Annotated in this window: 27 protein-coding genes and 1 tRNA gene; 5 read left to right on the top strand and 23 right to left on the bottom strand. The window is 56.0% G+C overall.

Going from position 1 to position 23,044, the window contains the following annotated elements:
- Positions 1-35: 35 nt before the first annotated feature.
- On the bottom strand, positions 36-1,610 hold the full coding sequence (locus tag ACR0JX_RS17790; RefSeq protein ID WP_353010693.1) for an ABC transporter substrate-binding protein: 1,575 nt from the start codon (positions 1,608-1,610) through the stop codon (positions 36-38).
- Positions 1,611-2,180: 570 nt separating this feature from the next.
- Between ACR0JX_RS17790 and ACR0JX_RS17785 the strand changes: the two genes are divergently transcribed.
- Both ACR0JX_RS17785 and ACR0JX_RS17780 read left to right on the top strand, forming a co-directional pair.
- Entirely contained in the window at positions 2,181-2,858 is a 678-nt protein-coding gene (locus ACR0JX_RS17785; protein ID WP_480545112.1) for an MBL fold metallo-hydrolase, read from the top strand.
- Complete coding sequence (locus ACR0JX_RS17780; RefSeq protein WP_480545111.1) at positions 2,855-3,799, top strand: MBL fold metallo-hydrolase; 945 nt, start codon at positions 2,855-2,857, stop codon at positions 3,797-3,799. The genes ACR0JX_RS17785 and ACR0JX_RS17780 overlap by 4 nt, the downstream gene beginning before the upstream one ends.
- 1 nt (position 3,800) lies before the next feature.
- Here the strand turns inward: ACR0JX_RS17780 and ACR0JX_RS17775 are convergent, their stop codons facing one another.
- From ACR0JX_RS17775 to ACR0JX_RS17710, 14 genes are all read right to left on the bottom strand, one after another.
- Entirely contained in the window at positions 3,801-4,859 is a 1,059-nt protein-coding gene (locus ACR0JX_RS17775) for a YeeE/YedE family protein (protein WP_480545110.1), read from the bottom strand.
- 52 nt (positions 4,860-4,911) lie between these two features.
- Positions 4,912-6,135, bottom strand: a complete 1,224-nt coding sequence (hemA, locus tag ACR0JX_RS17770; protein WP_480545109.1) for a 5-aminolevulinate synthase — start codon at positions 6,133-6,135, stop codon at positions 4,912-4,914.
- A 1-nt stretch (position 6,136) separates the two neighbouring features.
- Positions 6,137-6,571, bottom strand: a complete 435-nt coding sequence (locus ACR0JX_RS17765) for a DUF302 domain-containing protein (RefSeq protein WP_480545108.1) — start codon at positions 6,569-6,571, stop codon at positions 6,137-6,139.
- 80 nt (positions 6,572-6,651) lie between these two features.
- Positions 6,652-7,914, bottom strand: coding sequence for an FCSD flavin-binding domain-containing protein (locus ACR0JX_RS17760; protein WP_480545107.1), 1,263 nt, complete (start codon positions 7,912-7,914; stop codon positions 6,652-6,654).
- A 24-nt stretch (positions 7,915-7,938) separates the two neighbouring features.
- Positions 7,939-8,646 (bottom strand): c-type cytochrome, encoded by a 708-nt coding sequence (locus ACR0JX_RS17755; RefSeq protein ID WP_480545106.1) that lies wholly within the window; start codon positions 8,644-8,646, stop codon positions 7,939-7,941.
- A gap of 2 nt (positions 8,647-8,648) precedes the next feature.
- A complete protein-coding gene (locus tag ACR0JX_RS17750; RefSeq protein ID WP_480545105.1) occupies positions 8,649-9,974 on the bottom strand; it encodes a c-type cytochrome in 1,326 nt (441 codons plus the stop codon).
- On the bottom strand, positions 9,958-11,220 hold the full coding sequence (gene soxC, locus ACR0JX_RS17745; protein WP_480545104.1) for a sulfite dehydrogenase: 1,263 nt from the start codon (positions 11,218-11,220) through the stop codon (positions 9,958-9,960). Before soxC ends, ACR0JX_RS17750 begins: the two co-directional genes overlap by 17 nt.
- A gap of 24 nt (positions 11,221-11,244) precedes the next feature.
- Positions 11,245-12,942: a thiosulfohydrolase SoxB gene (gene soxB, locus ACR0JX_RS17740; RefSeq protein ID WP_480545103.1), complete on the bottom strand. Its 1,698-nt coding sequence runs from the start codon at positions 12,940-12,942 to the stop codon at positions 11,245-11,247.
- A gap of 87 nt (positions 12,943-13,029) precedes the next feature.
- Positions 13,030-13,875 carry a sulfur oxidation c-type cytochrome SoxA gene (soxA, locus tag ACR0JX_RS17735; RefSeq protein ID WP_480545102.1) on the bottom strand — a complete coding sequence of 282 codons (846 nt, stop codon included), beginning with the start codon at positions 13,873-13,875 and terminating at the stop codon, positions 13,030-13,032.
- 69 nt (positions 13,876-13,944) lie between these two features.
- Positions 13,945-14,274, bottom strand: a complete 330-nt coding sequence (gene soxZ / locus ACR0JX_RS17730; protein ID WP_353010669.1) for a thiosulfate oxidation carrier complex protein SoxZ — start codon at positions 14,272-14,274, stop codon at positions 13,945-13,947.
- Between the two features lie 35 nt (positions 14,275-14,309).
- Positions 14,310-14,726, bottom strand: coding sequence for a thiosulfate oxidation carrier protein SoxY (gene soxY, locus ACR0JX_RS17725; protein ID WP_480545101.1), 417 nt, complete (start codon positions 14,724-14,726; stop codon positions 14,310-14,312).
- 46 nt (positions 14,727-14,772) lie between these two features.
- Positions 14,773-15,249 carry a sulfur oxidation c-type cytochrome SoxX gene (soxX, locus tag ACR0JX_RS17720; protein WP_480545100.1) on the bottom strand — a complete coding sequence of 159 codons (477 nt, stop codon included), beginning with the start codon at positions 15,247-15,249 and terminating at the stop codon, positions 14,773-14,775.
- A gap of 131 nt (positions 15,250-15,380) precedes the next feature.
- The gene (locus tag ACR0JX_RS17715) at positions 15,381-15,959 is read right to left on the bottom strand and encodes a thioredoxin family protein (RefSeq protein WP_480545099.1); all 579 of its coding nucleotides are present in this window, start codon (positions 15,957-15,959) and stop codon (positions 15,381-15,383) included.
- Positions 15,960-15,973: 14 nt separating this feature from the next.
- On the bottom strand, positions 15,974-16,714 hold the full coding sequence (locus tag ACR0JX_RS17710; RefSeq protein ID WP_480545098.1) for a cytochrome c biogenesis CcdA family protein: 741 nt from the start codon (positions 16,712-16,714) through the stop codon (positions 15,974-15,976).
- Positions 16,715-16,794: 80 nt separating this feature from the next.
- Between ACR0JX_RS17710 and ACR0JX_RS17705 the strand changes: the two genes are divergently transcribed.
- From ACR0JX_RS17705 to ACR0JX_RS17695, 3 genes are all read left to right on the top strand, one after another.
- Complete coding sequence (locus tag ACR0JX_RS17705; protein ID WP_480545097.1) at positions 16,795-17,169, top strand: hypothetical protein; 375 nt, start codon at positions 16,795-16,797, stop codon at positions 17,167-17,169.
- A gap of 100 nt (positions 17,170-17,269) precedes the next feature.
- Positions 17,270-17,578 carry a metalloregulator ArsR/SmtB family transcription factor gene (locus ACR0JX_RS17700; RefSeq protein ID WP_170536475.1) on the top strand — a complete coding sequence of 103 codons (309 nt, stop codon included), beginning with the start codon at positions 17,270-17,272 and terminating at the stop codon, positions 17,576-17,578.
- A 41-nt stretch (positions 17,579-17,619) separates the two neighbouring features.
- The gene (locus ACR0JX_RS17695) at positions 17,620-18,681 is read left to right on the top strand and encodes a YeeE/YedE family protein (RefSeq protein WP_480545096.1); all 1,062 of its coding nucleotides are present in this window, start codon (positions 17,620-17,622) and stop codon (positions 18,679-18,681) included.
- 109 nt (positions 18,682-18,790) lie between these two features.
- Here ACR0JX_RS17695 and ACR0JX_RS17690 read toward each other — a convergent pair.
- The 8 genes from ACR0JX_RS17690 to ACR0JX_RS17655 all read right to left on the bottom strand — a co-directional run bounded on the left by ACR0JX_RS17690 (position 18,791) and on the right by ACR0JX_RS17655 (position 23,042).
- A tRNA-Phe gene (locus tag ACR0JX_RS17690) sits at positions 18,791-18,865 on the bottom strand.
- 79 nt (positions 18,866-18,944) lie between these two features.
- Positions 18,945-19,127: a DNA gyrase inhibitor YacG gene (locus ACR0JX_RS17685; RefSeq protein WP_480545095.1), complete on the bottom strand. Its 183-nt coding sequence runs from the start codon at positions 19,125-19,127 to the stop codon at positions 18,945-18,947.
- Positions 19,124-20,146, bottom strand: coding sequence for a ribonuclease E/G (locus ACR0JX_RS17680; protein WP_480545094.1), 1,023 nt, complete (start codon positions 20,144-20,146; stop codon positions 19,124-19,126). The genes ACR0JX_RS17685 and ACR0JX_RS17680 overlap by 4 nt, the downstream gene beginning before the upstream one ends.
- The gene (locus ACR0JX_RS17675) at positions 20,143-20,721 is read right to left on the bottom strand and encodes a Maf family protein (protein WP_480545093.1); all 579 of its coding nucleotides are present in this window, start codon (positions 20,719-20,721) and stop codon (positions 20,143-20,145) included. The genes ACR0JX_RS17680 and ACR0JX_RS17675 overlap by 4 nt, the downstream gene beginning before the upstream one ends.
- An 11-nt stretch (positions 20,722-20,732) precedes the next feature.
- On the bottom strand, positions 20,733-20,951 hold the full coding sequence (gene infA / locus ACR0JX_RS17670) for a translation initiation factor IF-1 (protein ID WP_005978431.1): 219 nt from the start codon (positions 20,949-20,951) through the stop codon (positions 20,733-20,735).
- 90 nt (positions 20,952-21,041) lie between these two features.
- The gene (locus ACR0JX_RS17665) at positions 21,042-21,917 is read right to left on the bottom strand and encodes a carbon-nitrogen hydrolase family protein (RefSeq protein WP_480545092.1); all 876 of its coding nucleotides are present in this window, start codon (positions 21,915-21,917) and stop codon (positions 21,042-21,044) included.
- A gap of 140 nt (positions 21,918-22,057) precedes the next feature.
- Complete coding sequence (locus tag ACR0JX_RS17660; RefSeq protein ID WP_480545091.1) at positions 22,058-22,651, bottom strand: GNAT family N-acetyltransferase; 594 nt, start codon at positions 22,649-22,651, stop codon at positions 22,058-22,060.
- On the bottom strand, positions 22,644-23,042 hold the full coding sequence (locus tag ACR0JX_RS17655) for a ketosteroid isomerase-related protein (RefSeq protein WP_480545090.1): 399 nt from the start codon (positions 23,040-23,042) through the stop codon (positions 22,644-22,646). Before ACR0JX_RS17655 ends, ACR0JX_RS17660 begins: the two co-directional genes overlap by 8 nt.
- Positions 23,043-23,044: the final 2 nt, after the last annotated feature.

Here is a 23,044-nt window from a genome sequence, read left to right as displayed (position 1 = left end):
CCGGGCTCTGCAGAACAGAACCCGGCAACAAGGCTTTAGTTCAGGCCAAAATGTTTGACCATGGGTTGATCTTCCGGATCAACCTCGATGCCCAGATTTTCGGCCATACCCCAGTTCAGCACCTGATGGTGGATCGGGATATACAGCTGTTCGTCCTGCACCACCCGCCAAATATCGGCGATGTCCTGATTGCGTGCATCCAGGTCGGTGTTCGAGGCCAGTGACTTGATCTTTGCGTCCAGATCATCACTGTCGAAACCAGTGCCATTCCAGGTGCCGATATCGCTTTCACGTCCGTGGACCAAGAAGTTGAAGATGTATTCCGAATCGTAGGTCGGCACACCCCATCCCAGCATGTAGAAATCGGTCTTGCCGTCGGTGATCAGCGGGAAGTGCTGCGCCTTGGGCTTGGCATCCAGGTTCACGGTGATGCCAATCTGACCCAACATTCCAACTGCGGCCTGACAGATGCCTTCGTCGTTGATGTAGCGGTCGTTGGGGCAATCGAGGCGGATCGAGAACCCATCAGGATAGCCCGCTTCGGCCAACAGAGCCTTTGCGCCTTCGACATCCGTGCTGCTTTCGGCATCCATCTCTGCGGTCCAACCGTTCACGAAGGGCGGAGCAATCATGCCCGCAGGCTGCGACTGCCCGCGCATGACCACCTGCTTGATGGCATCCCGGTTGATCGCCTTAGACATCGCCTGACGCACACGTACATCGGCCAAGGGGTTCTTGCCGTCCACATTGTCGGCTTCGATGTCGTCCGCGCCTTGGTTCATCCCGAAGAAGATAACCCGGTTCTGGGGTGCCTGTTTGACAACCAGACCGTCTGCAGAATTGACCCGATCAAGGTCCTGCACCGGCATATCTTGCAGGAAGTTCACTTCGCCCGACAGCATCGCTGCGACTCGGGTCGCATCGTTCTGGATTGGCGTATAGATGATCTCGCTGATCGCCATCGGGAACTGATCGCGGCCCCAATAGTCTTCGTTTCGCTCCATCACGGTTTTCACGTCCGGTTCACGGCTGACCAGCTTGTAGGGGCCCGTGCCATTCACATTGGTGGTCGCAAAGGTGATCTCACCCCCTTCGAAATCCTGAACGGCAACCGCATTGTTTGCCTCGGTCCAGCCCTTGTCCATGATGAACAGGTCAGTGAGGTTTGCGGGCAGGATCGGGTTCGGGCCATCGGTCACGATTTCAACGGTGTGATCGTCCACGGCACGCACTTCGACGATCGAGTTGATCAACTCTTTCATGTCCGAGTTCGGCTGCTTCGCCCGGTTGATGCTGAACACCACATCCTCGGCAGTAAAATCGGCCCCATCGTGGAACTTCACGCCCTGACGCAGATTGAATACCCAGACGTTCGGATCATCTGTGCTTGGCGCCCAATCCGTGGCCAGCGCGGCTTCGAACGCACCCGTAGTATCGCGAATGATCAGCGGTTCATACATCTGATGGCGGACGGTATGCGTAGGCCCCTCGTTTTGCGAATGAGGGTCAAGCGTTAAAGCATCTCCCGAGCGCGCCCAGCGCAATGTCTCAGCTTGGGCCAGCGTTGTTGAGGCCATCAACATCGCCAGCGCGAACATTGGTTTCTTCATTGTTTTCTCCCTTATCTGCAGCTGCTTAGCTGCATTGAATTCGCGATACTAAGTCGCAAATTTCTGTTAACGCTAAAATCGAGGATAGCATACCAACTGCGTCGGCATGTCAATCGGTCAACGGCACACTAAACCGGAGAATGAAGATTTTAGAACGTCGCCAAGCAGATTTACAAACAAAACCAATGTCGACATCCAAACGCTGGGCAACTCCTGAGACTGCTCTCAAAGACACAAGTATCACCCTGGTCGCGCTAAAACACAGTCGATCTAAAGTCTTTCGATGTTTACAAATTAATACATTCATTTTAATGATTGTGTATGAGAAAAATCCAGCTTTCCCGGCGTATTTTTTTACGTAATGCTACCTGCCTTGCAGCACTCGGAGCTCAATCCAAGGTGGTACTAGCGGAATTGCAAATCGGCTCATCTGGCAGGTTGCAAACATTATCTGATGGATATCTGACCATACCGCCAGAAATGGTCTTTGGATCGATGCCACAGGATGAGCTGACGCCGTTTCTGAAGCACAGACAGATAGACGCGACAAGGTACGAACCAGAGTGTAACGTGACGCTCTACCGAGATGGCACGAACACCGTACTCTTCGATGTCGGTGCAGGACCAGATTTTATGCCAACATCCGGCAAGCTGCTGGATGCTCTTTCCGCCGTGAATCTCACCCCCGAAGACGTTACCCATGTGGTCTTCACCCATGCGCATCCTGACCATATCTGGGGCGTTCTGGACGACTTTGACGACATGCTGTTCGCCAACGCCACGCATTACTTCGGTCGCACCGAATGGGACTATTGGTGGAACCCCGCAACGGTTGAAACGATTGGCGAAGATCGCGCCGCGTTTGCAGTCGGCGCGAAGCGGCGCATGGAAGCGATCGAGGATCAGGTCATGTTCTTCGATGACGGGCAAGAAATCCTGCCGGGTATCGCCGCGCGCGCCAGCCTTGGGCACACACCCGGACATATGGCGTTTGAAATTCGCGAAGGCAGTGACTCGGCAATGGTTGTGGGCGACGCGCTTGGCAATCCCCATGTCGCCTTTGAACGCCCGGACTGGTACAGCGGCGCGGATCAGGACCCTCAGACCGCTGCCGCCACACGCAGCCTTCTGCTGGATCAGCTTGCTGAAGAACAGATGAAAGTTATTGGGTTTCATCTGCCAGATGGTGGGATTGGCCGGGTCGAAAAGACAGGCTCGGCATATCGATTCATAGGAGAGCCGTCATGATACGATCACTTTTGACTATCTTCGCCATAGCCGCACCCGCCTGGGCCAGCGAAGACATCGCTGATAAATATCCGCAAAGCGCACTCTACTCCAAGCCAGTCGAATACATCCCCGGCGTCTATTCTGCCATTGGCGCAACCGCGCCACCGACCTACGAAAACGCAGGCCACAACAACAACCTCAGCTTCATCGTCACCACAGAAGGCGTGGTTGTTGTAAACGGCGGAGCCGCCTATGTGTTGGCGCAAGCGCTACATCAGGAAATTCAGGCGATCACGGATCAGCCGGTCAAGCTTGTCTTCAACGAGAATGGTCAGGGGCACGCGATGCTCGGCAACGCCTACTGGTCGGAACTTGGCATTCCAATCGTGGCGCATTCGGATGCGGCCGCGGAATTTGAGGAATATGGCCCCCAGATTCTGGAGGGCATGCAGCGATACAATCGCGACAAGGCAGAAGGAACCTTTTTGGCTGGTCCGACCGAGACATTCGATGACGAATATGTGGTTGAGATGGGCGATTTTCGGATTGAGGCCAAATACCTCGGACCTGCCCACAGCCCCGGCGATATCTCAATCTGGTTGCCAAATCAAAGCCTTGTCATCGCCGGAGATATGGCATTTCACGAACGTATGCTGCCGATCTTTCAGGAGACCTATACAGCGGATTGGCTGGAAACCTGGGACAACGCGTTCGAGCCTTTGGGCGCTACGTATGTGATACCCGGTCACGGCCATCCGACAAACATGGATCAGGTGCGTCGCTACACGCGCGACTATCTGATATACCTGCGTGGCAAAGTGCGGGAGCATATGGATGCAGGCGGCGATCTGGCCGAAGCCTACTATGTCGATCAATCCCCTTATGCCCATCTGGACACGTTCGAAGAACTGGCGACCAAAAATGCCGGGCGCGTTTTTGAACAGATGGAGTTTGAATAGTTCAGGATCGCTGCAGAGCGGGCAGTCGCGTTGCGAAGCGATGTGTCACAATCGCGCCGACCCACATAAAGAACACCGCAAGCCAAGCAGTCAGGGACAGGGCGGACCCTCCGGACAGCCCTGCCCCCACGGCGCAACCGCCTGCCAGCATGGCTCCAAATCCCATAAGGGCAGCGCCAAAAAGGTACCGTTCCATCGGGGTGTCGTTGCCGAACCGTTCGATCTTCCATTCTCCGGCATAAATAGCTGAAGCCGCAGCCCCGATGGCAACACCCGGAACAAGGCCGATACCAAAGGACAATGCAACGTTTCGTTTGGCGACCAAAGCCATCAAAGTATCTGTGGCCGGGCCGGTAAAGGTAATCGAAGACACGGGTACGACCTCGAAAGAGGTCTGCGCAATTGCGAAGGTCATCAACCAGCCGAGCGCGACTGCCATCCCGACGCCTGCGGCAGACACGATCCGTATAGGCGCGACACGCCGGTAGACCGCGAATGCTGTTGCCAGAGCCAAACCCAGCGTTGCGATCGCTGTGTAAGCCTTTGGCGACAATCCAAGCAACTCTGACAGATCGCGCGATGCGCCACCTGAAATCGTCCAGATGCCAAAAAACGTTTCACGAACGGGACTAAGAACACCTGTATACGCCGCCTGAGCCACCAATGTCAGGACCAGCCCGGACACCAGCGCGCGCAGATTTCCGCAGGATGCCAAAACCAACAAGCGCGATGCACAACCGCGTGCCAGTATCATACCCGCACCAAACATCGCGCCACCGAGGATGGCGCCGCTCAGGCTACCGGTCGAGGCGATTGCACGTGTCTCAGACAGGTCCAACTGGTCAAATACGACGAGCCCCTGCACCATAGTCAGAGCCGCAGTGAAGGCGATCAGCCAAACCGCCAAACGCGGACCAAACGCGCCCTCGGCGACTTCGACAGTCGAGGCGCGCAGACAGAAATGAGACTTTTGGGCCGTCGCACCAAACAGGATGCCAACAAGCACACCTGCGCATGCCAAAGCGCCTTGGTCACCCAGGAAATCAATGAGCTTTTCCATCAGCGGAAACTCTCACACCGTTGCGGTTGCGTCTTTGTCTTCGGTCAAGTTGTCATTGCGCGGCCATCGGCCTGCGCGCCAATTGGCATTGCGTCCACAACTCAGCCAATGCAGAAACCAGACGATCCACGTCCTCACTAGAATGCACGGGCGACGGCGTTATCCGTAGACGTTCCGTTCCTTTCGGGACGGTCGGGTAGTTGATGGGTTGGATGTAGATCCCGTAGTCGCGCATCAGAACATCCGAGATGAAGCGGCACTTGACCGGATCGCCGACCATGACCGGGATGATGTGACTTGGGTTCGGCGTATGCGGAATGCCCAGATCGTCCAGCCTGTCCCGAACCTCGCGCACGCACTGCTGGTGCAGATGTCGTTCCGCATTGCTTTGCTTTAGGTGCCGGACTGAAGCCGCGGCCCCTGCGGCTACGGCCGGAGGTAGTGCTGTGGTAAAGATAAACCCGCTGGCAAAAGACCGGACAAAATCGACAAGTTCGTGCGATGCCGCGATGTATCCGCCGACGACACCGAAGGCTTTGCCCAATGTCCCCTCGATGACGGTGAGCCGATCCATCAGGCCTTCGCGTTCGGCAATTCCCCCTCCGCGCGGCCCGTAAAGCCCAACAGCATGAACCTCATCCAAATAGGTCATCGCGCCATAACGATCCGCCAAATCACAAATCTCGGCAATCGGCGCGATGTCACCGTCCATAGAATAGACGCTTTCAAACGCAATCAGCTTGGGCGCATTGGCGGGCAGATCAGCAAGATGCCGTTCAAGGTCCGCAACATCGTTATGTTTCCAAATCCGCTTCTGACAACGGCTGTGGCGGATGCCTTCGATCATCGAGGCGTGGTTTAGCTCATCCGACAAAACCGTGATGCCGGGGATGCGCGATGCCAAAGTGCCCAGCGCGGCCCAGTTCGACACATATCCGGATGTAAACAGCAAAGCCGCATCTTTATCGTGCAGATCCGCAAGTTCTTGTTCGAGCAAAACGTGCTGGTGAGTTGTCCCAGAGATGTTTCTTGTGCCCCCCGCGCCAGCACCGCTTTGGTCGATTGCGGCGTGCATGGCGGCAAGTACCTTTGGATGCTGCCCCATACCGAGATAGTCATTTGAGCACCAGACCGTGACGTTTTCGGGTCCATTCCCGGTGTAGCTGCGCGCCTTTGGAAACGCGCCGCACTGACGTTCGAGGTCTGCAAAAATCCGGTAGTTTCCGTCTTCTTGCAGCTGGTCCAATTGATCACGAAAGTACTGCTGATAGTTCATCTCAATCCCCGACGGCCTCTTCCACGATCTCGGACAACAGGGTCTGGACCTTTTGCATCGGTCCCTCGGGATAGCTTCGGTATCCCACCGTCACGCCATTGTCGTCTTCGGCCACGAAAATCCCATAGGGACAAAAGCCGATGTTCATCGGATCAGCTTCCATCACCTCGCGCGAGAGTTTTGCTGAGCAGAAAATGAAGATATCAGCGGCCGCGAATATCTGTTTGTCGCTGCCAACATCCGCACCTGTCCGGTTCAACATATCGCCGACATGGCTTACATAGTCGATGACCAGCCCCTGCCCGACTATCGCAGATTCAACCGCGAATGTGGCATCGTCGAAACTTCCGTCAAAAGGGGTGGTGATAACCTCTTGGGCCAGACCCTGACCGGTGAGAACGGTGGAAAATACAGCCGCAGCAATAATGTGTTTCATGGTCTTTACACTCCTCCTGAACCGCATTTTCGCAGATTGTCTGTCGGGGGCTTTGACACCGGTCAAATCCCCCGCAGCCCTTAGCTGAACATGTCCGAGGTGATACCCGCATACCAACCCAGCGATTCCTCGTAGGTTGCTTTCCTCAGATCGGCGTCTTCGCCGGTTTGGCTGATAAAGCCGTCCACCTTGGCAATCTTTTCGGGCGTCGCCTCATAGGTCGCGCCAACCTTCACACCATCATTGGTGTCGATCAGCGACCAGCACGTGTTCGAGAACTTGGCCGGGAACACTTTGGACCCGGTCAATGCACCGCGCACGGCATTCGCACAGACCTTCGCCTGACTGTTGGCCGAGAAACCGGATTTCGGCATATCGCCCTGCTGGCTCGCATCGCCAAGAACATAGATATCCGGATCAACCTTCGAGGACATGTCAGCCGCATTCACCGGTGCCCAATTGCCATCGGTCACATCGGCCATTTCCGCAATACGCCCGGCCTTCATCGCCGGTATGACGTTGCATACATCGACCTTGGTTTCTTCACCGTCGATGGTCACGGTCATTGCGTCCGGGTTCACGGAAACATTGCCACCGCCAAAGTCCTCTCCGATCCAATCGACCATACCTTCGTAGTGGTTTGCCCAGCCTTCCTGAAACAAAGCCATTTTCGAGAATTTCGGCTTGGGGTCGGCGACGATGATTTTTGCAGTTGGATTATTCTCTTTTAGAACATGGGCCACCATGGAAATACGCTCATAAGGCCCTGGTGGGCACCGGTATGGGTTTGGCGGCGCAACCATTGCATACGTCCCGCCTTCAGGCATTGCCATAACCTGTGCTTTCAAAAGCTCGGTCTGCGATCCGGCCTTGTAGGCGTGCGGCATCTTATTCTGCGCTGAAACATCCCAGCCTTCGACCGCACCATCGACAAAGTCGATACCCGGGCTCAGGATCAGCTTGTCGTAGGGAACGGACCCGCCCCCAGCCAAGGACACCGTCTTGGCATCACGATCAACACCAACGGCCCAATCATGGACCACGTTGATGCCGTAGTTCGCCGCCAGAGCACCATAGCTGTGCGCGATATCCGAAAGCTCTTGAAACCCTGCTAGATACAGATTTGAGAAAAAGCAGGTGTAGTAGGTCCGCGATGGCTCGATCAGAGTTACATCAATCTCACCTTTGCTGTCTTTGGCGATGTAGCGCGCGGCGGTTGCGCCACCCGCGCCACCACCGACAACAACGACACGGGGTTTGCCTTGCGCCAGCACCATCGGCGCCGATAGCCCAGCTGCCACAACACCTGCGGCCCCCAAGAATGTTCGTCTGTTGAATGTCATCGCGTTTCCTCCCGTATTGCGCTGTTATTCTGGATTATTGAAATAGGCCGCCAATGCCGCGATCTCGTCATTGCTCAGCCGTCCGGCAATCATCTGCATGACCGGATGAGGGCGCTGTTTGTCTTTGTAAGCATGCATCGCGACCACGAAATCTTCGTCTGGCCAGTAGACGATTGACGGGATGCCAGCGTCGCCCCCTTCGATCTGATGGCAGGTTGTACATTCGCTGCTGAGATAGGCGCCATATTCCGGGTCGCCCTGAATAGCCAGTATCGCCGGATCAACAGAATGATCCGTGCCCCTGGCCGTTGGATCCGCTTCGGGGATGTCCTGCGGATTATCAGAGAATCCGCGCAAAAAGGCGATGATGTTGGCGCGGTCCTCGGGGTCTTTCAGGCCCCGAAAACTCATCCGTGTTCCAGATGCAAATGCACGTGGATTTTCAATATAGGCCGATAGTGTATCAGCGTGCCATTCCAGGCCCGAATTTCCAGCACGCTCAAGACTCTTGGAGTAATTGAACCCGTCAAGGCCTGCCGCTTTGCGTCCAAAAACGCCATTCAGATGCGGGCCGATTTTGTTTTTGGCACCCTCACCGACCTGATGACATCCTTTGCATTTGGCAAACACCACTTTTCCGGCTTCGGCGTCGCCCAGGTCTTCGGTTGCGCTGACCGACGAGGTGGTCGCTATAGCGACCGCCGCATGGGTCAGTATAGCCGACCAGCGCATGATCAGTTTCCGAACGACTTGAGATAGACGATCACAGCCTCGATATCGTCAGGTTTTCTAAGCCCCGCAAAAGACATCCGCGTGCCTTTCATGTACTCTTTGGGTTTCGTCAGGAAGGCCGCCATTTCCTGGTCGGTCCAGACAAGCCCCTCCTCAGCAGCAGCGTTCAAGGCCTTGGAGTATTTGAACCCTTCGACTGAGGCTGCATTGGCACCGATGATCCCGTTCAATACGGGCCCTGTACTGTTTTTTGCACTTTCGCCGACCTGATGACAGGCTTTGCATTTCTTGAAGACTTTCTCGCCAGCGGCAAACACTTCTGTCGTTCCGTCCGTATCGCTGGATTCCTGAATGGTTGGCGTTGCAGCAGCTTCGTCCTCAGGCTTTGACGCCGCAGTCGGAATGAACGAAGGACCTTCTGCCGTAAACTTTGGCAATTCGTCCGCGCTGGCGTCGTTCATGACCGAGTTTGAACCACCTTCGGGCGGCGTCTCCACCAAAAAGACAGAGCGCATCGTGACGGCGGCTTCTGACTTGCAATTCTCCATGCATGGCTCTTGCCGCCACTCGGCGTACTCAGTTTCAGGACGTACATCGACGACAAAGCCGTTCATGTTGTACATTTCAAAGTCGGCGAAGTTGTCGTGGTTGAGCTCGAAGTCGTCATCCACAAGATCGTTCGAATACAAGATGTAGGCGACGATCGCATAGGTTTCATCCGCGGTCAGCGTACCTGCTTCGCCAAAGGGCATAGAGCGGGAAATATAGTCCCAAGCAGTCGACAGATGCGGCCAATAAGAGCCAACAGTTTTCACTGGATCTTCGTCAGCGAGCGTATCGAAACCACCGGCCAGAACAGGCCAATTGGCGGCCCCTTCGGCAAATTCCCCATGGCAAGAGGCGCAGCGGTCGACAAATACCTCTTCTCCGCTCCACACATCGCCTGATCCAACGGGCAAGCCACGGCCGTCGGGCAAGACGTCAACGTCCCAGGCCGCGATCTCTTGCTCAAGCGCGGGGCGACCAAGCCCATATGTGCCATCGCTGCTGGGCGCAGGCGCGGTCAGGTTCATTCCGTTTGCGACCCGCTCGGCCGCTGTGGCTTGGATTTCTTCGACCTTGGCCGCAAGTTCGGCTGCCCGGATGGACTCTGCTTGCGCGGTTTCCTGGGCTGTAGCTGCGTGCGCCTCAACTTGACTGATCCGGGTTTCCAAGGTTTCTATCTGCGACTGGCCATAGTTCCGGTTCGCGACAACAACCGCGACCGCAAGCACCAACGCCGTGCCGCCGAATACGGGCAGGAAAACCTGACTAAGAGACTTCGACATTCTCGGCGATCCCTTCTGCGCTCACGTACCAAGTCTGGATACAGTTGTTGTGGTAGACCGAGTTCTCTCCGCGCTTTTCGCGCAGTTGGTCTTTTGTCGGCTGCACATAGCCGGTGTCATCTATCGCCCGGGCCTGCAAAAGCATTGGTGCTCCGTCCCAGTTCGTGTCGAGATAGAAACGCGTCAAAGCCTTGCTTTCCCCCTGCTTGCCAAGACGCGCCGTCTCCCAAGTAATCCCACCGTCCTTGGACACATCGACCCGCGTAATTTGTCCGTGGCCTGACCATGCAAGCCCGGAAATGACCAGCGGACCCGGCCCGTGTTTGATCGGCATTTGCGGACTGGGTGAGGTGATGACGGATTTGGCGTCCATCACCCAGGTCCACTTCTGGGCTGTACCGTCCTCGTAAACATCGGTGTATTTTGAGGTTTCTTCGCGGCTTTCGACCGCCATATCGACGACCTCGATCCGGCGCAGCCACTTGACCCACATGTTGCCTTCCCAACCCGGCACGACCAGTCGCACGGGGTATCCATGTTCCATGCGCAGTGCTTCACCATTTGCCTTGAAAGCCACCAGCACGTCATCCAGCGCTTTTTCCATCGGGATGGAGCGACCATTGGATGACGCGTCTGCGCCTTCGACATAGACCCATTTGTCGGGTGAGATATCGGCGCCTGCTTCCTGCAGCAGCGTGCGCAGAGGAACACCGGTGTATTCCATGTTGTGGATCATGCCATGGGTGAATTGAACACCGTTGAGCTGCGCACCGGCCCATTCCATCCCTGTGTTCGCCGCGCATTCGCAGAAATACACGTGGTTTTCGCGAGGGAAACGTTCGATATCGTCATAGGTGAAGACCAGCGGGCGATCGACCAGCCCGTTGATCATCAGGCGATAGTCTTCCTTACGCAGCTCGATCGCGCCCGAGTGGTGGCGTTCAAAGGCGCAGCCTTGCGGCGTGATCGTGCCTTCAAGCGCATGGATCGGAGTGAAGTTGATCGACGAAATAGGAGAGGCGGTCAGCCATTCCACGTTGCGCCGAACGACATGAGATTCGAATCTGATCGGCATGCCATAAGGTGACTCATCGACACCGGCACCCGTGTAGGACGCCCAATCCTGCAGCTCGGTTATCAGTGGATCGGGCGTGTCAGCCACTGCCGCACCCGCGACTGACCCTGCGGCGACCGCAACACTGCCTTTCAGGAAGGCCCGGCGGGACGGTTTGAACGCGTCATCCATATCTCTTAGGTCTCCATCTGTTTCTTAAGCGCCGACAACATCGACGCTGGTGTTCTCTTGCACCGTGACGGTGCCAAGGTTGCGAATGTGGCTTTCGACGACATCCCAGATCGGCGGACCTTCGGTGCCTTCGTTGACGCTGGCCCAACCGGCCACGACGTAGGTTTTTGATGGATCAATCGCTTCACCCGTTTTGAGCAGAGTCATTTCGCTGATCCGCTGCCCTTGCGGCTTGGTCACATCGATGCGGTAGCCAAGACCACCCACGCGCACCATGTCACCGCCCTGCTGGTAGTAAGGGTCGGGATTGAACAGGTTGTCACCGACATCTTCGAGGATCACATGGATGAATTCGCCTGTCATTTCTGTGCGATAGGCATTGGGATATGACATCGATGTGACGTTCCAGATGTCCTCGCGCGTGATATCTTGTCCCGGCAGGATTGAGGGTCCCCAACGGACGCCAGGCGACATCGCGATGTCTGCCTCACGCTCATTGATCAGGGCATCGCAAATCAGGTCATCCCAGGTGCCGTTAAAGTTGCCGCGGCGATAGAGCAACGAATCCGTTTTTCCAATCACCTCGCTCAGCGCAGCCTCGTACGGCGCGCGCTGATCATTTATCAGAGCGGTGATCGCAGGATCAGGAGCGATGACGTCAGAGAAGATCGGGATCAGCTTGTGCTTCAGCCCCATCATCTGCCCGTCCCTCACGTCGAGATCGACGCGGCTGACGAATTTTCCGTTCGAGCCAGACGCGATGATATGCGTTTTTCCCACGAGAACAGGTTCCGGCAGTGCATCATGAGTGTGGCCGCTGAGGATCACGTCGATCCCCTGCACCCGGCCCGCCATCTTCTTGTCGACGTCAAAGCCGTTATGGCTGAGGACAACGACAACATCGGCACCGGCGGCACGCACCTCATCGACCATGGCCTGCATGTTCTCATCCCTGATACCGAACGAGTATTCGGGGAACATCCAGCCCGGGTTCGCAATGGGCATATAGGGAAAGGCCTGGCCGATCACGGCGACCTTTGCGCCGCCTCGGTCAAAGAACTTGTAGGGCTGGAACAGCTCAGCAGGTTCATCCCATTCGGCGTCAAAGATGTTCTGACCCAAGGCCGCAAAGGGCAAACCTTCGACAATTTCATTCACGCGGTCGCTGCCCAACGTGAACTCCCAATGGAACGTCATCGCATCGGGTTTCAGCGCGTTCATGACATTGACCATATCCTGACCCGCCGTCTGATAGCAGGTGTAAGACCCGTGCCAGGTGTCGCCTCCATCCAATAGAAGCGCATCGGGACGGTCAGCACGAATGGCGTTGATGACAGTTGAGACGCGGTCCAATCCACCGACCCGACCGTAGGCCTTCGCTAGCGCAGAGAAATCGTTGTAGGTCAGCGCATAGGCCGACGGGCTTCCATCTTCGATCCCGTAGGCCTTGCGGAACGCCGCCCCGGTGACATGTGGCATCTGCCCTCGCGCATCGCCGATACCAAGGTTGATCTCGGGTTCACGGAAGTAGATCGGTTTGAGCTGCGCATGGATGTCGGTGACATGGATCAGGCTGATGTTGCCAAAAGTCTCGAACTCCAACAGTTGATCCTGTGTCAGGCTTTGCTGTGCGGCAAGTCTGGCCCAATTGCCGAAACCGGACGCCCCATAGAGCGACGAGGCCGCCATTGAAACCTGTAAGAAGTCACGTCGGGAGATCATCAATCAGCTTTCCTATTTCACATATAAATATGTGAATGTTATTTCTGCTAAAAACCCGCGCAAAGCATTGCTTGCGCGGGGCCGTTGTTACTGGCGCACAGCCGGGGTTTCGACTGAAAGCCCATTGCCTCGGGATGCTACATACAGCTCCAAGGCGCGGAACTCGTCTGACCCTTCGGCAAAAGTTTCTGCCCGCGTATCGCGAATGCAGCCGCGGAACCGATTATGGCGCGAAATCAGTTTGGCCTGTTTCAGGCGATAGGTCGGGAACCCGTTGATCATACCCTGGCTCAGGTGGTCGGCACGGATCATGTTGCCCCAGTTGTCTTCGTGACAATTGGCGCAGCTAAGCTCTAGCTGGCCGTAGCGGGTGTAGTACATGTCTTTGCCCTGCTCCCAATACGGGGCGGCATCGCCATCGATCGCCACATTCATTGGCATTCCGCGCGACTGCAAACCGATCAGAGCGACCATCCCCTGCATGTCTCCTCCGGACCATTTCCAAGCATCCGCTTCCATACGATCCGTGCGGCATTTGTTGATCAGGTCTTCCATGACAACCAGCTTGCCGCTTTCAGCATCAACCTTGGGCATAGACGCGTGAAGCCCTTCAAAGCTCTCTACCCCATCGTGGCAGGACGCACAGCTTTCACCAGCGGCGCCATCAACCGTCTCGAACAGGTCGATAGCCTGATCGACAAAGATCATCGCCGGATTGTCAAAGTCATCAACTTGTAGCGCTTGCGTCTCATCTGTGCGGAAGTGCCAACCCGAATAGATCGTATCCAGATTTTCCAGATGTGCTGGCGCCTCGATCACCGAGGTCATATCCAGCTCATCATTGATCACAAGACTGTCTTCATCCGGTCCGGCCATTGCTGCCACTGGGAAAGCCAGAATTGCCGCGATCGCCGTCAATGCCTTGGTATTCATTACGTTCCTCCCTTGGTGGATCAGCGCCAGCTTCTTGGACCAGCGCTGATCTGCCTTAGTGTCGAGCCGTCAGGCGATCTCGATTGATTTTTTCTCGTCGTAAACAGAACCGTCATCATCGTACCAGGTGAAGACGAACTCACCGGCTTCGGGCACGACGGCTTCAAACTGGAAATACGGGTTGGTCGAAATCGCCGGCTCCATCGTCACATCAACCACCATTTCGCCATTAAACTCGCAGGTGAAACGGTTGATGATCGAACGCGGGATGACATTGCCTTCTTTGTCCTTGCGTTGGCCGCTTTCCATCTTGTGGCTGATCAGGGTTTTGATCGTGATGGTTTCGCCAGCAGCGGCTGTCTTGGGAACCTTGACGCGGGGTTTTACACCGGATGCCATGGATTAGTCTCCTGTTCTTCGGGGCGTGCAGGCGATCAGCCGCCGCAGCCGCCGATTGTCACTTTTACGGTCGCGGATGCCTTGGCAAAGCTGCCATCAGCCATCTTGGCCACGGCGATGACATCCTGCGTACCGGCCAGACGGATACGGGTTGATGCGGCTTGTTCAGCCGCCAACGGGCCAAAATTGAAGGTTGCAACACCAGGTTCGGGGTTCCCGGCCGCGACAATCAGAATAGACGTTGCGCCCGGTGCGCTGACTTCGATTGGCACGGTGTTTCCGTTTTCGGCGATTTCCGGTGCAGTCAAAGTGACACCGCCATCAACCATATCCGCACCGCCTGTGAACGCGGCAATCGCATCTTCAGCGGCCGCATTTGCGCGGAGCGGAATCATTGTCAGGAACGCGGCGCCCAGGCCAAGGGCCAGAGTCTCGCGGCGAGAGAGTTCCATTTTCAATCTCCTTTGAATCTTCGGAAAGTCACGCAAGAAAGCGCGGTTATTGTTCTTTCAGGGTCGCCAGGAACGCGACCACATCTTCAATTTCCTGTGCCGTTAGGATCGACGTCAAAGGCGCTGTCGGCGCTTTGCCTGTATAAGCATCACCAGGACGGATATAGCCGTCATCCTTGTAGAATGCGGGCATGACTGTTCCATCGAACGTCATCTTTGCATTTGCGATCAGCCCGCGCAGCTCGGCCTCGGACCAGCGATCACCCGCCCCATCCAGCATTGGCCCAACTTCGCCATGGAATGGAATGTCCGCCAAAGCCGAGACTGCGTGACAGGCCACACAGTTTCCTTTCGATTTATCCCCAACGATGAGCGCGCCGTTTGCAACATCACCAGCAACCCCGGTCAGAGATACCTCGACCGCACCATAGTCATCATAGGTTACGTCTTTAGGGCCTGTATCCGCTGCAAATGCGGCAACACCCGACACCGTGCAGACCAATGTTAAGAGTCTCAGCTTCATGATCCCTCCCATTTGCTACCGCGCCGATGGCGCTTTGCGACCCAAAGCTTTTGTGTACCGTAGTCGACGGGCACTGCTCTTCGCAACATTAAATTCATCTTATTGAATTTTTTTATTTGTAACGGCAGGCGCTAGTCTTGCGAAACATTGTTGCGCTCCTGAATACGCCGCGCGTGATACCGTTGAAAATCTTCACCATTCTCAAGGTCGTAACGTTTCTCATCAACCCAAGTGAAAAGATCCAAGGTTGTTGATTTTGAGAACGCCCCCGGCATGACAGCAACCGCTGCCTGGATGGCTGTGGCGTCTTCGGCAACCTCTTCAGGCAGAAAAACAAGCGTTGGGGTGAACAGAATCCCCCATTTGCGCATCAGGGCTCTTTGCTCTTCTTCTTGCCCGTCAAAGTCGGTTGCCGTGGTGCTGCCATGCAAATCCATCTGTACGACAAAGAAGTTTTCTTCGATATACGTTGCCAGATCGGGCTGTGGGAACACCTCCTCGTGCATCTTTTTACAATAGATGCAGCCCTGCTGTTCTATGAACAAAACCAACCGCTTACCTTCCCCCGCAGCCTCTTCAAGGTCCTCACGAAGGTCCTTGAACGTGTCACGCATCCACGGCGTTTTGTGCAGCCCGTCATCCCCCAGTTCAGCGGCAGAAGCTGGGGCGCTCACTAGAAGTAAGATCAGAATTAAAAAAGCTCGTTTCATAAAATCCTCCGCTACTAACCAATGGTCGCAAGCCACGGCATATGATCCAGCATCCACTGCGCGATGTGATTGATGGAATTGGTGGCGATCAACACGCCGAACAGGATCAGCAGACACCCCATCGCCTTTTCGATCAAAGGAAAATGCTTCCTGAACCGCGCCATCCATTGCATGAACGGGCGCACCAGAAACGCCGCCAGAACAAACGGGGCTGTCATTCCCACTCCATAGGCGAACAAAAGTAACGCGCCGCGCCACGCGGTCTCGGTCCCTGCTGCCGTGAACAAGATCGCGGCAAGCACGGGCCCCACGCAGGGTGTCCAGCCAAACGCGAAGGCCAGCCCAAGCACATAGGCCCCGATCAAGCTAACATTCGAGGTTTCGCCAACATCCGCACGATACTGGCGATACAGAACCCCGATGCGAATGAGCCCAAGAAAATGTAGGCCCATCGCGATGATGATTGCCGCAGCAATCCAGCGCAGGATATCAAAATATTCTCGAACCAATTGTCCGAAAATCGACGCCGTCGCGCCAAGCGCCATAAAGATCGTGATGATTCCTGCCGCGAATGCGATTGCTGAAAGTGTCGCCCGGCGACGTGTATTGGCGGGAATCGCAGCGCCTGCCGAGATCTGCTCCATCCCGACCCCTGCCAGATAGCTGAGGTAAAACGGGACAATCGGCAAAATGCACGGGGAAAGAAAGGACAATAGACCGGCGACGACAGCTCCTGCAAATGTGATGTCGAACATGGTCAAAACGGTCCTGTCAGGCTATCATTCACACATTCAAAATAGTAAAGATATATCGTCGCGGTCAATCGGAGCTTGAGATGCGCCACCTGTTTCTGCTGTCTTTGGCAATCACGTTGCTGGTTTTCCCTGTGGTTTCACGGGCCGAGATGACCCTTTTGATGGTCGAAGAAGACGGGTGTATGTGGTGTGCCCGCTGGGATGATGAAATCTCTGAGATTTACCCCAAGACACCCGAAGGAAAAGCAGCACCACTGCGACGGCTTGACATTCGCCAAGCAACGCCGGGCGACATCGCCTTGGAAAAACCTCTTTATTATACACCGACCTTTGTTCTGTTGGACAACGGTCAGGAAGTGGGCCGGATTGAAGGTTATCCGGGCGAGGACTTTTTCTGGGGGTTGCTTGGCGCTTTGATGCATGACGCAGGGATAGATATTGAGACTTCTGGATAAACAGCAACAAATCACATAAACTGATTTGAATGCATGAAGCCGAGAAAGCGGGGCAATCTTGTTGGACAAACCATCGAAACTGCCAGTGTTCACAAAGGACATGTGTGCAGACGACCTGGACAGAATGATGGAAAATGCCCAGACGGCATCAAACTTTCTGAAGGCGATTAGCCATGAGGGACGTCTGATGATCTTGTGTTACCTGTCCTCGGGCGAGAAATCCGTGACCCAGATGGAAGAGATGCTATCGGCCCGACAAGCGGCCGTGTCACAGCAACTGTCGCGCTTGCGGTTCGAAGGTCTGGTCAAAACACGGCGCGAAGGCAAAACAATCTACTACAGCCTGGCTGATGATCGATCGACGCAAATCCTGGAAGTCGTCTACGATCTTTTCTGTAGGGAGAAGTAGAGGCCGCTCGAGAAACCGCCGGCTTTGGGAGGAGACTGGCCATGCTCGAAACATTGGGAGACGCAAATACCGTTGCGCTGATTGGCCTGATGGGTGGCATCGTTTTGGGTCTTGCTGCACGTATCGGTCGGTTCTGCACATTGGGTGCAATCGAAGATTATCTGTATGCAGATGATGACCGGCGGATGCGCATGTGGGCCATCGCCATCGGTGTGGCAATCCTTGGTAGCCATGCGGCGATGGGGTTTGGATGGCTTGATCCCGTCGAAACACGATATCTTGCGCAGACATGGAATCCGATTGGTTCGATCGTAGGCGGCCTGATGTTCGGCTATGGAATGGCCATCAGCGGGAATTGCGGCTATGGCGCATTGGCGCGGCTTGGTGGTGGCGATCTTCGATCATTCGTCATCGTTCTGATCATGGGCCTTTCAGCCTATATCGCGATGTCGGGCCCGCTGGCCCATCTGCGGGTTTGGGTTTTTCCGGTGGAGATGAATCTCAGTGCCCCCCAGAGCCTCAGTTATCTGGCAGAACGACTAATCTCGATTCCCGCGTGGGTCTTCGGATCGGTTGTTGGCACGATCATGATCGTGCTTGCGCTGGCAAATGATCGCTTCCGCCGAGCCCCTATGCAAGTCTTTTGGGGCGCTGTGGTCGGGTTGGCGATTGTCTCTGGATGGCTTGGGACAAACTGGGTCGCCACATATGGGTTCGATGCTGAGAGGATCCAAACTCACACCTTCGCCGCACCATTGGGTGATACGATACTCTACCTCATGACCGCGTCCGGGAACACATTGTCGTTTGCCGTCGGATCAGTGTCCGGCGTTCTGATCGGCGCGTTTCTCGGGTCTTGGTCCAAAGGTCATTTCCGCTGGGAGGCATGCGAGGACCCACGTGAACTCAAGCGGCAAATATTGGGGGCAGCGATTATGGGACCCGGCGCAATCATCGCGGTGGGATGTAGTGTCGGACAAGGCATATCGGCCTTCTCGTTATTGGCCTACAGTGCTCCAGTAACCTTTGCCGCAATCTTTGCAGGTGCCACGCTGGGCCTGAAACAGCTTGTTTCGGGGCTGTCCTTCATAGCCGAACGATAAGTTGGAAGCCTTCGTCGGCGCACGCTGCTTCACGCGGAATTGCAAGACATCAAACCCGGTCGTACAGAGGGTATCGAAAGCAGAATGCAACTACATTTGTATGCAAATATGGTGCCCGGGGGCGGAATCGAACCACCGACACGAGGATTTTCAATCCACTGCTCTACCCCTGAGCTACCCGGGCACGGGAACGGCGCTTGCCGTTGGGTGGAGGCGTTCTATGACTTGCGCCAGGGACTGTCCAGAGGCTTTTTTACATTTTTTCAGTGCGGTCGCTGCCTGATCTCGCCTTGGTCCGTATCGTCCGCCTCAATGTCCTCTTCCCGCTGTGATGGCACCGAATAAGATCCGTTCAGCCATTTGGCCAAATCGATATCTGCACAGCGTTTGGAACAGAATGGGCGGAACCTTACGACCGTATCTTCCCCACAGATCGGGCAGCTCATTTCAGCACCTCTTTCAAGGGGATACGCGCTCTTTTCCGCTGCAACTCGAAATGGCCCAAAGGAGTCCAGCCAGCCAGTGTTGTTTCCACCGAGTCATGGCGGAAAGCAGTGCGCAGGGCTTGTTCAAAACCCCGACGGTCTTTCTTGGGCATTGGGGCAAGGTCCAGCGTGATCTGCCCACCCAGACCCCGTACCCGCAACGCGCGGGCCAACTGTTTGGCGCATGCAAAGTTCGCCTTCGTGCCAGCTGCCAGCGAAGTGTCGGCGCCCGTATTGACGTCTATCGCGACCAAAGCCCGCGTCGGCTCGATGAACAGATACCCTCCGCCCGCCAGCGGTTCCTGAATGCCGCGCGCGATGTCAAGCGCATCCAGAACGCCGTGGGTCTCAAACCCTCCAGGCTCAGTGAAAACGTCCGCCGGGTCGGTCCAATCACGCCAGGCCAGCACATGGGGGCTGTCGCCTTCGCTCAGAGTTTCGGGTTCAGTGCTCGGATCATCCAAAATCTGCTCGGCCTGCGCCAGCATCGCACTGATGTCTTCGGCAATCTCTTCGGCATCCGCACCGGCACAGCAGGAGCGTAGGATCAGGCCATAGGGGCTGTCGCCCATCATGTCATGGGCGATTTCCAGAAGCCGGTCCCGCTCGTCTTCATCCCGGATACTGCGCGAAATGTTCAGACCCGGCGCATCCGGCGTAACAATTGCATATCGGCTTTTGAACAAGACCCGATCAGTAACCGGAAGCGCCTTGCCTTCTTCGGCATATCCGGTGACCTGAACCAGCAGCAAAGCGCCCGGGGCCAGCCCTTTTGCCTGTCGTAGAAAAGCAGGTCCATCGGGGGTTGTCAGGAACATACCACCCTGCCCTTTGACAGGGCGATCTGCCTTGGCGCGGTAGATCGTTCCGGGTGGCGGGGCATCCCCTGCGATCAGAAAGTCATCCAGCTTACCATCCACCATCAAGGCTGCAGCTTCGCGGCCTTCAACATGGTCTAGAACAATCGTGCGACCCTTCATGGCGTCCCTCGATAAAGCGGGTATCCGATGGCTTGCAACAATCCCGACGTCTCGGCCAAGGGTAGTCCAACAATGCCAGTGAATGAACCAGAGATCCACGGGATGAACGCGCCTGCGGGTCCTTGAATAGCATAGGCACCGGCTTTGCCTTGCCAATCCCCGGTATTCAGGTAGGCGTTCACTTCAATATCCGACAGGCGCTTGAGCCGCACCTGCGAGACCACATCGCGTTGCAGAACGCGATCCCCGCGCCTTACAGCAACAGAAGTGATTACACGGTGGCGTCGACCGGACAGGGCATATAAAAACGCCGCGGCCTCGCCAGCATCCTCTGGCTTGCCTAGAATGCGACGGCCCAGGGCGACAGTTGTGTCAGCGCACAGCACGACATCATCATCACCCGCCGCAACCGCGTTGACCTTTTCCTGGGCGATGCGGTGGCAATAGGGAACAGGTAGTTCCCCCTTAAGCGGCGCTTCATCGATATCCGGAGGTCTGACCGCATCGGGCCGTACGCCAAGCTGCGCCAGCAGGTCCAGCCGCCTTGGGCTGCCCGATCCGAGGATAAACGCCATTGGTTAGAGCGTTACTTGAAGCGATAATTGATCCGACCCTTGGTCAGATCATAGGGGGTCATCTCGACCTGAACCTTGTCGCCAGCCAGAACACGGATGCGGTTCTTGCGCATCTTGCCTGCCGTATGTGCGATGATCTCATGGCCGTTTTCCAGCTCGACCCGAAACGTCGCATTAGGCAGGAGTTCCTTCACGACACCGGGAAATTCGAGCGTATCTTCCTTGGCCATGTTGTCTCCATCGTTAGGTTGCACTCGCAGAATCTGCGAGGATGTGCGCCTAAATGAGCCTATTTCGGCCTTATTTCAAGGCCAGAATCATTAAAGCGTTGAGATTGTGACCGTTTCGACTCGAGGGTTTTGCTCGTCCCAATGCGCGCGGTTTAGGACATGCCCATCCTCGCGGACGTTGGCGATGGCGCCCAGATTGATGTCGGCGTAGGTCCAGCCGGGCTGGTTCAGAGTACCCTCGGCCAGAACGCCGGTCTGCGGAAACCCTTTGTCGGGCGGGCCGAAGATGCCGCCTGTGCCGGTGTTCATATCCACTGCTTCGGACCAGTCATTGTTACCAACCAACGAGGCCATCACCGTCACGCATTGGTTTTCCAATGCACGCGACATCGCCCCGATGCGGACCCGCCAGTACCCCGAAAGCGCCTCGGTGCAGGACGGGACCAGGATAATATCCGCTTCTTTCAGGACGCGGCCCAGCAAAGGAAACTCACTGTCATAGCAGATCAGAATGCCGATCTTGCCCAGCGCGGTATCGAACAGTTTGAGCGGTCCACCGGGGGCGATGTCCCACTCTTCGCGCTCGAACCGGGTCATGATCTGCTTGTCCTGATGATCATGCCGACCGTTTGGCGTATAAAGCACCGCGCGGTTCACGGGGCGACCTACGTTACTCGCAACCGGGGCTGACGCGCCCAGTATATGAGTATTGTACGCCTGAGAGAGACGCTGATGCAGGGCCTGCACCTCTTGCACCCGGTCCGAGACCGCGCGAATTGATCGTTCGAGGTCAGCGGCGACGTCCGCACCATCCAACGTAGACAGCTCCATCGCGCCGTATTCTGGGAACACCAGTAACTCAGCGCCCTGCTCAGCGGCATCCGAAACCCAACGATCCAGCTTATCCTCGTATTGCGCCCAGCTATCGAGCCATTCAAGGTTATATGCAGCAGTGGCGACTTTCATTACGAACCTCTCGCACAAAGACACGACAAAGAACCTGAGACAGACCCATCATGGGCTTTGTTACTCATATCCTAAAAGAAACCAGATACCGGACGGTAGCGTATCATCATCCAAGGACATAAACGTGATCCAAAATCGTCTCAAAGACTTCTGATCCAAAACTGCAACGGCTTGAGCGTTTCGCCCTCTTCCCCCATATCCTTCCACGAAAACTGCGCGATTACACCCTGCAAAGGCTCATATCCTCGCGCGCGCCAGAACCCATCTAGCGGTCGGTAGTTTTCGGGTCTGAGCGGATGATCCGCTGGGCGTTGCACACTACAAAAAGCGCATTTGGCGAAGCCCAGCTCCCGGGCATGAGCTTCACGCAAATCAAAGAACTTATGCCCGACGCCCTGCCCGCGATAGTCAGACAACAGGACAGATTCCGCACAATAGAAGATCTGCGACAAGTCCAGACCCGTGCCATCGAAGGCCGCTGCGAAATCATCGGCGTGATCCATCAGCGGTGCGCCAGTCGAAGCACCAACCAGACGATCCTCATCAAACGCGCCAACAACAATGGCTTTGTCACTGTCGCGGTAGGATTGCAGATACGTCCGCTCATACTCCAGATCACCGTCGTACAAATACGGCCAAGCCCGAAACACCTCGATCCGCAGGCGTGCCACGTCGTCCAGAGCAGCCTCAAGCGCCGCTCCGGTCAGGGCGCGGACCGCGGTGACCTCAGCCATTCGAGACCTGCTTGGTCCAATCCGCAAGGTTGTAGAAAGTAGTGACGCGAGTGATTTTATCGTCTTTCAGATCGAAGAACGACCCGGCCGGCAGGCGATACGTTTGACCGTGGGCATCCGGCAACCCTTCGTCGGTTTCCAGATAGGTGCCGTTGACGATGAACTCGGCTGCCGCACGGGTGCCGCCTTCGGCCTCGAACACTACGATGTCGGTCAGGTTCTCGCTATAGCAGCGGTTCATATGGGCGCAGAAAGCCGCGAATTTCTCTTTGCCGACGCGAATCTGGCCTTCGTTCACGTGATGGGCCACGTCATCGGACAAACAGGCCAGCATGCCGTCTAGATCCCCGGCGTTGAAGGCATCGAAATAGGTTTGAACGGTCTGTTTCATGG

The sequence above is a fragment of the Ruegeria sp. AH7 genome, from assembly GCF_056541325.1.
Note: the sequence above shows the minus strand (reverse complement) of the source record. Positions and strands in the feature narration are given on the sequence as shown.

Excerpts from the sequence above, each read along its gene's own strand:
- ACR0JX_RS17790 (WP_353010693.1), bottom strand. The coding sequence starts at position 1,610 with ATGAAGAAACCAATGTTCGCGCTGGCGATGTTGATGGCCTCAACAACG.
- ACR0JX_RS17780 (WP_480545111.1), top strand. The coding sequence starts at position 2,855 with ATGATACGATCACTTTTGACTATCTTCGCCATAGCCGCACCCGCCTGG.
- ACR0JX_RS17775 (WP_480545110.1), bottom strand. The coding sequence starts at position 4,859 with ATGGAAAAGCTCATTGATTTCCTGGGTGACCAAGGCGCTTTGGCATGC.
- hemA (WP_480545109.1), bottom strand. The coding sequence starts at position 6,135 with ATGAACTATCAGCAGTACTTTCGTGATCAATTGGACCAGCTGCAAGAA.
- ACR0JX_RS17765 (WP_480545108.1), bottom strand. The coding sequence starts at position 6,571 with ATGAAACACATTATTGCTGCGGCTGTATTTTCCACCGTTCTCACCGGT.
- ACR0JX_RS17760 (WP_480545107.1), bottom strand. The coding sequence starts at position 7,914 with ATGACATTCAACAGACGAACATTCTTGGGGGCCGCAGGTGTTGTGGCA.
- ACR0JX_RS17755 (WP_480545106.1), bottom strand. The coding sequence starts at position 8,646 with ATGCGCTGGTCGGCTATACTGACCCATGCGGCGGTCGCTATAGCGACC.
- ACR0JX_RS17750 (WP_480545105.1), bottom strand. The coding sequence starts at position 9,974 with ATGTCGAAGTCTCTTAGTCAGGTTTTCCTGCCCGTATTCGGCGGCACG.
- soxC (WP_480545104.1), bottom strand. The coding sequence starts at position 11,220 with ATGGATGACGCGTTCAAACCGTCCCGCCGGGCCTTCCTGAAAGGCAGT.
- soxB (WP_480545103.1), bottom strand. The coding sequence starts at position 12,942 with ATGATCTCCCGACGTGACTTCTTACAGGTTTCAATGGCGGCCTCGTCG.
- soxA (WP_480545102.1), bottom strand. The coding sequence starts at position 13,875 with ATGAATACCAAGGCATTGACGGCGATCGCGGCAATTCTGGCTTTCCCA.
- soxZ (WP_353010669.1), bottom strand. The coding sequence starts at position 14,274 with ATGGCATCCGGTGTAAAACCCCGCGTCAAGGTTCCCAAGACAGCCGCT.
- soxY (WP_480545101.1), bottom strand. The coding sequence starts at position 14,726 with ATGGAACTCTCTCGCCGCGAGACTCTGGCCCTTGGCCTGGGCGCCGCG.
- soxX (WP_480545100.1), bottom strand. The coding sequence starts at position 15,249 with ATGAAGCTGAGACTCTTAACATTGGTCTGCACGGTGTCGGGTGTTGCC.
- ACR0JX_RS17715 (WP_480545099.1), bottom strand. The coding sequence starts at position 15,959 with ATGAAACGAGCTTTTTTAATTCTGATCTTACTTCTAGTGAGCGCCCCA.
- ACR0JX_RS17710 (WP_480545098.1), bottom strand. The coding sequence starts at position 16,714 with ATGTTCGACATCACATTTGCAGGAGCTGTCGTCGCCGGTCTATTGTCC.
- ACR0JX_RS17705 (WP_480545097.1), top strand. The coding sequence starts at position 16,795 with ATGCGCCACCTGTTTCTGCTGTCTTTGGCAATCACGTTGCTGGTTTTC.
- ACR0JX_RS17700 (WP_170536475.1), top strand. The coding sequence starts at position 17,270 with ATGTGTGCAGACGACCTGGACAGAATGATGGAAAATGCCCAGACGGCA.
- ACR0JX_RS17695 (WP_480545096.1), top strand. The coding sequence starts at position 17,620 with ATGCTCGAAACATTGGGAGACGCAAATACCGTTGCGCTGATTGGCCTG.
- ACR0JX_RS17685 (WP_480545095.1), bottom strand. The coding sequence starts at position 19,127 with ATGAGCTGCCCGATCTGTGGGGAAGATACGGTCGTAAGGTTCCGCCCA.
- ACR0JX_RS17680 (WP_480545094.1), bottom strand. The coding sequence starts at position 20,146 with ATGAAGGGTCGCACGATTGTTCTAGACCATGTTGAAGGCCGCGAAGCT.
- ACR0JX_RS17675 (WP_480545093.1), bottom strand. The coding sequence starts at position 20,721 with ATGGCGTTTATCCTCGGATCGGGCAGCCCAAGGCGGCTGGACCTGCTG.
- infA (WP_005978431.1), bottom strand. The coding sequence starts at position 20,951 with ATGGCCAAGGAAGATACGCTCGAATTTCCCGGTGTCGTGAAGGAACTC.
- ACR0JX_RS17665 (WP_480545092.1), bottom strand. The coding sequence starts at position 21,917 with ATGAAAGTCGCCACTGCTGCATATAACCTTGAATGGCTCGATAGCTGG.
- ACR0JX_RS17660 (WP_480545091.1), bottom strand. The coding sequence starts at position 22,651 with ATGGCTGAGGTCACCGCGGTCCGCGCCCTGACCGGAGCGGCGCTTGAG.
- ACR0JX_RS17655 (WP_480545090.1), bottom strand. The coding sequence starts at position 23,042 with ATGAAACAGACCGTTCAAACCTATTTCGATGCCTTCAACGCCGGGGAT.